The 6,304-nt window shown below is 36.0% G+C and carries 4 protein-coding genes and 1 riboswitch; all 4 genes read right to left on the reverse strand.

What is annotated here, in order from left to right:
• Positions 1-129: 129 nt before the first annotated feature.
• The 4 genes from ACQKIM_RS09805 to ACQKIM_RS09820 all read right to left on the reverse strand — a co-directional run bounded on the left by ACQKIM_RS09805 (position 130) and on the right by ACQKIM_RS09820 (position 5,396).
• Positions 130-813: a hypothetical protein gene (locus ACQKIM_RS09805; RefSeq protein ID WP_427542656.1), complete on the reverse strand. Its 684-nt coding sequence runs from the start codon at positions 811-813 to the stop codon at positions 130-132.
• A gap of 567 nt (positions 814-1,380) precedes the next feature.
• Positions 1,381-2,877, reverse strand: a complete 1,497-nt coding sequence (locus ACQKIM_RS09810) for a sodium:solute symporter family protein (RefSeq protein ID WP_427542659.1) — start codon at positions 2,875-2,877, stop codon at positions 1,381-1,383.
• Between the two features lie 25 nt (positions 2,878-2,902).
• Positions 2,903-3,655 carry an SDR family NAD(P)-dependent oxidoreductase gene (locus ACQKIM_RS09815; protein ID WP_427542662.1) on the reverse strand — a complete coding sequence of 251 codons (753 nt, stop codon included), beginning with the start codon at positions 3,653-3,655 and terminating at the stop codon, positions 2,903-2,905.
• On the reverse strand, positions 3,645-5,396 hold the full coding sequence (locus ACQKIM_RS09820) for a methyl-accepting chemotaxis protein (protein ID WP_427542665.1): 1,752 nt from the start codon (positions 5,394-5,396) through the stop codon (positions 3,645-3,647). The genes ACQKIM_RS09815 and ACQKIM_RS09820 overlap by 11 nt, the downstream gene beginning before the upstream one ends.
• Before the next feature lie 105 nt (positions 5,397-5,501).
• Positions 5,502-5,587: riboswitch (cyclic di-GMP riboswitch) on the reverse strand.
• Positions 5,588-6,304 lie beyond the last annotated feature (717 nt).

Below are 6,304 nucleotides of genomic sequence, written 5' to 3' on the forward strand. Positions count from 1 at the left end.
TACCTGAGCAGTTTCTTGTCCTACCCGAGCTATTCGAGGGGGCGCCTGAGCAGTTTCCCTCCCTACCCGACTTTTATCAAAAAAAGCTATCTCGATCTATTTTAATCAGCAGAGATAGCTTTTTAATTCTTATTGCCAATGGCGAATTGGTACTCTTTCAAGTTCATAACGTTTAATAATCACACTTATCCTCTGATACCATTTCTCACATAGCTCTATAGACTCTACGTACTCTTCTTCCTCCCTAGAAATTGGCTCATCCTGATTTAAGAAAACATATTCTAAAATAGGGTCTGATAAATTATCAGCTACAATTTTCAAAGCTAAGTGAGAGACAGTATTATACTCAGGGTCATCTTCATCTATCTCCTCCACTTCAATCTCCTGATCCTCTAATAAAGAGCCACTTATTAAATGATTGCTAGTTCTTGCAATAAATATTTCGTCCTCCACTATTGCCACTTCATATATTTTATTGAAGGGAATTTCCTTTTTTATTAATTCCTCTGCTAAATCTTCCCTACTTGCGAGATAAAGTGTATTTGTCGGTTCGTCTAATAATAAAGCACTTAAGTAATCCTCTGCTAGGATGCACTGTGTATGGGGAATTGCCAACAGCTCCTGTTCACTCGCATCCCTCAAATCATCTAGTCTACTTAAATATCTATTACGCTCTTTCATGTAATGGACACTTCCGGCAATTATGAGACCTAAACCTATAAAAAAATATAGCCTATTAAATAGAATCGACTCAACTGCTTTAGCTAGTAATAAATAGATAATCCCTAGAAAAAAGACAAAAAAAGTTTTCATCTATATCCCACCCTCAAAAAGATAATCGATAGAACAGTACAACCATACATAGTAGAAATTCTATTCTACTAATAACCTTTTCATTCTTAATTTTCATGGGTATTTTCATATAACGGTAAAAAAACATAAGGTCATCGGCCAATCAATAAAATGTTATTTCCTCTAAGTTGAACATATTGCTCACGATATGTTAATGCAACAGCTTGAAGAGACATCTAATCCCAAAACATATGAACAGCATACGTCCATTTTAGAAAAAGAAAAAAATATTTTTAAATATAAAACAAGTATTTAAAATAAACCATGATGTATATGAACTTTCAAAACTAACGCTTCTCTAGAGAAATCAAAAGTGGACTTAAAAGAGATGATGCCTGCACAATACGAGGGCACTAAAAAAGTCGATTTGCCACAAAAAATGTGATACAAACCGACTTTTTTTAGTTTTCAAATCTAACAAAAGACAGATTTCTAATATAAAAAAGTGAATTTATTTAGTTTTTCAATGCTCTTACACAATACAGACATCATCTTCGTTAGGATGTTTCTTTATAAAGGAGACTCTTTTTAGTTAGATTGCTCTACTAACTCTTCCTTACTTCCTACATCATCTAAGCTCTTATCTTGTTCTATCCTATGCATTTCAAGTACATGCTGTGTAGGAGGAATAAGCAGGCTTACTACTACGATGGTAATGCCTGTAATCACAACACCAGAGAAGACAGGAGCCTGCCATAACTCGTTTAATAAGCCTAAGAAACCTTCAGATTGGATATTGAGGCTCGGTACATATGTCAATGATGTAACAATATAGTATACCAGCCCTACTGAAATACTTGCCCAAACTGCTGGCGTACTTACTCGTTTCCAGAATGGTCCTAAAACAATTGGCCAGAAAATTGTTACAAAAATAATGTCCCATGCTAAGTACGCTAAATCAATTACTTTTTGGAAGCTCACTGCAAGGACTAAGCCTAGTAAAGCACTTGCAATAATAACAGTACGAGAAAATCTTAATAGTTTTTTAGGATCAGGATTACGGTTAATAAAGTCTAAATAAATATTTTTTGTCACAATTCCTGAAGTGGCAACATAGCATGCAGCTACCGTTGACATTCCCATAGCAGCCATTGCTGTTAAAAAGATTGCCGCTAATAATGGAGGGAAATACCCTTGCGCAAATGTAAGCATTAATGTTTCTGGATTTGAACTATCAGGATAAATGGTCTTGAATGCCTCTCCTAACATTCCTGGAATCCAACTAATTGCAATAATAATTGATCCAGCAATAATCATACTGCGCTGTGCTACTTTCGGGCTTTTGGCAGCAGCTACCCTTTGCCCTAAATCCACTGCTGGAATGTCGCCAAGTGCTAACACAAGATAAAGCGTCCAAAACTCTGCTCCGGCCTTTTCGAATAATGTACCGATATTCCACCATTCAGGATTAAATGTAACATCAGGATAATAGAACAAAATGAAAATCGTAATACCTAAGATTCCTGCTACTGCAAGAGCGCCCTGTACAATTTCCGTATAGGCTACTGCCCAGAGCCCACCAATCACTGAATAAAGGGCCGTTAGCGATACGAATAGCAATGCAGCAGGTATGAAATCAATTTGTAAAAGCTGCTGAATAATATATGTTCCACCCACCGTTAGCGCAGCCGCATTAAAGACACCAAAGGCTATTGCCATCACGACTCCTGTATATGCACCTAGCTTCTTACTACCATATCTTAATCCATAGTAATCTGCTAATGTCCATCCCTTCAATCTTCGTAGTGGCTTTGTCCAGATAAGTGCCCCAAGAATCATACAAGTGCCTAAGCCACCCATTGTTGCCGAGCCTTCAAAACCTCCACTAGTATAGCCTGAACCTACAGCAGCAAAAAAGAAGGGCGCAGCTAATAAAGCGGCAACTAAGCTTCCTGTTACGACAGATAGCGGCATGCTCCATCCAGCAACAATTAAATCCTCAGCAGTATGGACACGCTTATAGCCTTTATAGCCAATATAATAAATAAAAATTAAGTATAAGCTAAAGATGATTATATTTAACATAAGTATGGCTCCTTAGTTTTTCGCTTTATCCATTCATAACAACGCCACCATTAGGCGTTAAAAGCTGGCCTGTATAGAAATTCGCATTTTCTGATGCTAAAAATAGTACACTCTTTGCAATTTCTTCTGGCTGTGCTAATCGTTTTAAAGGATATTTAGCGGACTCTTCCTCTACGTAGTTGTCACCAAATTCCTTAAGGATATCTGTGAATGTCCCACTAGGAGCTACTGCATTGACTAAAATAGAAGGAGCTAATTCTCTAGCTAAAGCTTTTGTAAAGGCGTTAATCCCACCTTTAGCAGCCGAATAGTGCGTAAACTCTTCACAGCCCAAGCTACCAATATCAGAGGAGATATTAATAATTTTCCCGTTGTTCCGTTCCTTCATTCTTTTTACTGCTTCACGGCAATTATAGAAGCAGCCATATAAATGCACTTTAATCATTTTATCCCACTGCTCGTCAGTCAAATCTGTAATGCTTGAAGCCTGAGCAAATCCGGCGTTATTGACAAGAATATCAATTGCTCCTAAATGTGTATCCATATATTGATACATGTCATGCACTTGCTGAGAATCCGATACATCTGCATTGAATTTAAAAGCCTGCACGCCAAACTGTTCTGCTTGTGTACGAACTTCTTCTGCTTCCTTGTCATCTCCAATATAGTTGATTAAGAGATTAGCACCGTGCTCGGCAAAGCCTAATGCGATAGCTTTGCCGATGCCCTTACTTGAACCAGTAACAAGAACATTTTTTCCTTTAAAATTAATTTCCATGATGATTATTCTCCAATTTGAATTTTGAAACGAGTGCTTGCAATTCTTCTGCTGTTTTTCCTAATGAAGAAGAAGCCTCTTTTACTTCCTGCATTGCTGTCAATTGATCTTGTGTTGCTGTCGATACATTTGACGAGAATTCCGAAGACTGCTCTGCAGATTGTTTAATGTTATTTACCGATGCAGCGACTTCCTCTGATGAAGCAGATATTTGCTGAGACGCAGCCGAAATTTCACGAATTTGGCTTGCAACCTCCTCAGACGAAGTGAGAATTTCCTTAAAGATTTCTCCTACCTCATTGGTAAATTCCATACCAGCCTTTACATCCTCTTTACCCTTTTCCATAACCGTAATAGAAGCGTTGGAATCGGCTTGAATTGTACTAATTAAATTGTAAATTTCAGTAGCAGATTGTGATGATTGTTCTGCTAGACGCCTTACCTCATCAGCCACCACAGCGAAGCCCTTTCCATGCTCTCCAGCTCTAGCTGCCTCAATAGCGGCATTCAATGCTAGTAAATTTGTTTGATCTGCGATGGCTGTAATAAGGCTTACAATATCGCTAATTTTTTTCGTATTGAAATGTAACCCATTTATTGTTGTGCCGATTTGTTCCACAGAGCCGTTAATTAGCTCCATCTGTGTAATTACTTGCTGAACAACTTGATTCCCACGTTCAGAAGCTTGAGATGCAGCAATAGATGATTCAGCTGCTGTATTAGCAGAATCTGCAATTTGCTGAATACCTGTAGCTGTTTCTTCCATTGCAGCAGCTGTTTCTTCTGTCATCACCATAGAAGCCTCAGCATTTTGTGTAATTTGCCTCATATCCTGAGCTATATTTGTGGAACTGTTATATGTCTCACCTGCATGCACTGTAAGCTGATTAGCTGCAGAAGATACATTGTTTGATGTATTTCTTATATTTAATATAATGTGTTGCAGATTGGACACCATCTTATGAATAGATTCAGATAGATTACCAATTTCGTCCTTCGTAATTTCTAAATCAACATTAATCAATTCACCATTTGCCACCTGATTGGCTACATTTACTACTTTCTTTAATGGCTTAAATAAACGATCCATAATTATGTAAACTAAAATTAATAAGATGATAATACCAATAACAGCTATAACAATCTGTTTAGTGACACTTGTTTTAATAATGGTGTTAATATAATCAGCAGAATAATCAATACCTAATAATGCTATTAGCTGGCCGTTATCATCCTTAATAGGACTAAAAACTGTTCTCCATGAACCATATGGATCCTGGAAAATATCAGTTACCTCTGTACTGTTATTTTTAATAGCTAATTTTGCTGTTTCTACATGCTCATCTGCTAAATCCTTAAAAATTTCACCTGCTTCATACACATCATTTAAATTGGTCGTATAACCTATCGGGTTGACGCCACCCTCATCCTTGACATCCCATATGTAGCTCCAACTCATAATTCCTTGTTCTTTTTGAATTTTATCAAGCTGTTTTTGAACTTTTGTAAATTTAGCGTTGGTTTCCCCTTTTTCAGTCAATAAATCTTTAATTTCATCACTATCAAGATTAATGGCTGTTAATAACCCAACACTTTTTAATTCTTGTTCTAAATCCACAGTCATTCGATTGTTTAATTCTCTAATACTTTGTGTAGTGATTACAGTTATTAGAAGTAAAACAATAATGGTAACTGTTAGTAAAAGTTTGTTTTTTAATGAAGCATTTTTTAAGAACTTCATTACTACTTCCCCCTTATCGAATTTTTTATAAAAAAATAACCTATTTCAAAAAAGAAATAGGCAACAAAGAATATAACTAGCATTATATGTACGTAACTAGCAATTTTTTGCAACCCAGCCATCATAGCATTTATTGCCTTAGACCTGTAGCTTTGCGTCTCTACTTTTCAGTAGATTTGCCTATCTTTTTCCTCCTCAAATTAACACAATGGGTAAAAGTAGTCAATGGAGCCACTTTAAAATACGTATATCTTAATACTTTTTTACCATCAATTAACAAACTATAGAATGATTATAATGACACAATTTTCTCTATAAATGAACATATAAAAGAGCAGCTACAAATATTTTAAAGTTGTAGCTGCTCCTATATGTTTTATATTCACTTACCCCTAAGTGTCTATTCCTCTTAAAGTAAACTATACGTTGTGTGTCATAAGTAAGATTGTTGGTATAAAAGATAAAACAAACATACACAAATACCATACTGATGTACGACGTAATGAAAAACGAACTTGTTTTTTCTCTGCATAAAAGATGTCTAATATAATTGCAACAATGAGTGGCGTACTAACGCATGCAATAGCAACTAATAAGATGTCAAAATAAACCATAAAAGCACCCCTCTGTTCGTAAACATTTCTTTTTCCCGTTTGTGACAACTTTGTGTCATCTAAAGTGTACACAATTCCGTCACAATTTGTCAACTAGATTTTAATAAGAAAAATACGATTTTTACAGTTTATTTATAACCTTACAGAGCTATTTATGCAAGATTACCTAGTAAAACAGCAGCTACAAATACTGTAGCTGCTGTTTTCATGTTGTTGAAATACTATTATGTCAATGACATCAAGGTGACAAATTAAAAAGTATAGCCCTTTTTCAAAACGAGGGGTTGATCTCCG

The organism is Lysinibacillus sp. NPDC047702 (genome assembly GCF_050272555.1).
Lineage (GTDB): Bacteria > Bacillota > Bacilli > Bacillales_A > Planococcaceae > Lysinibacillus.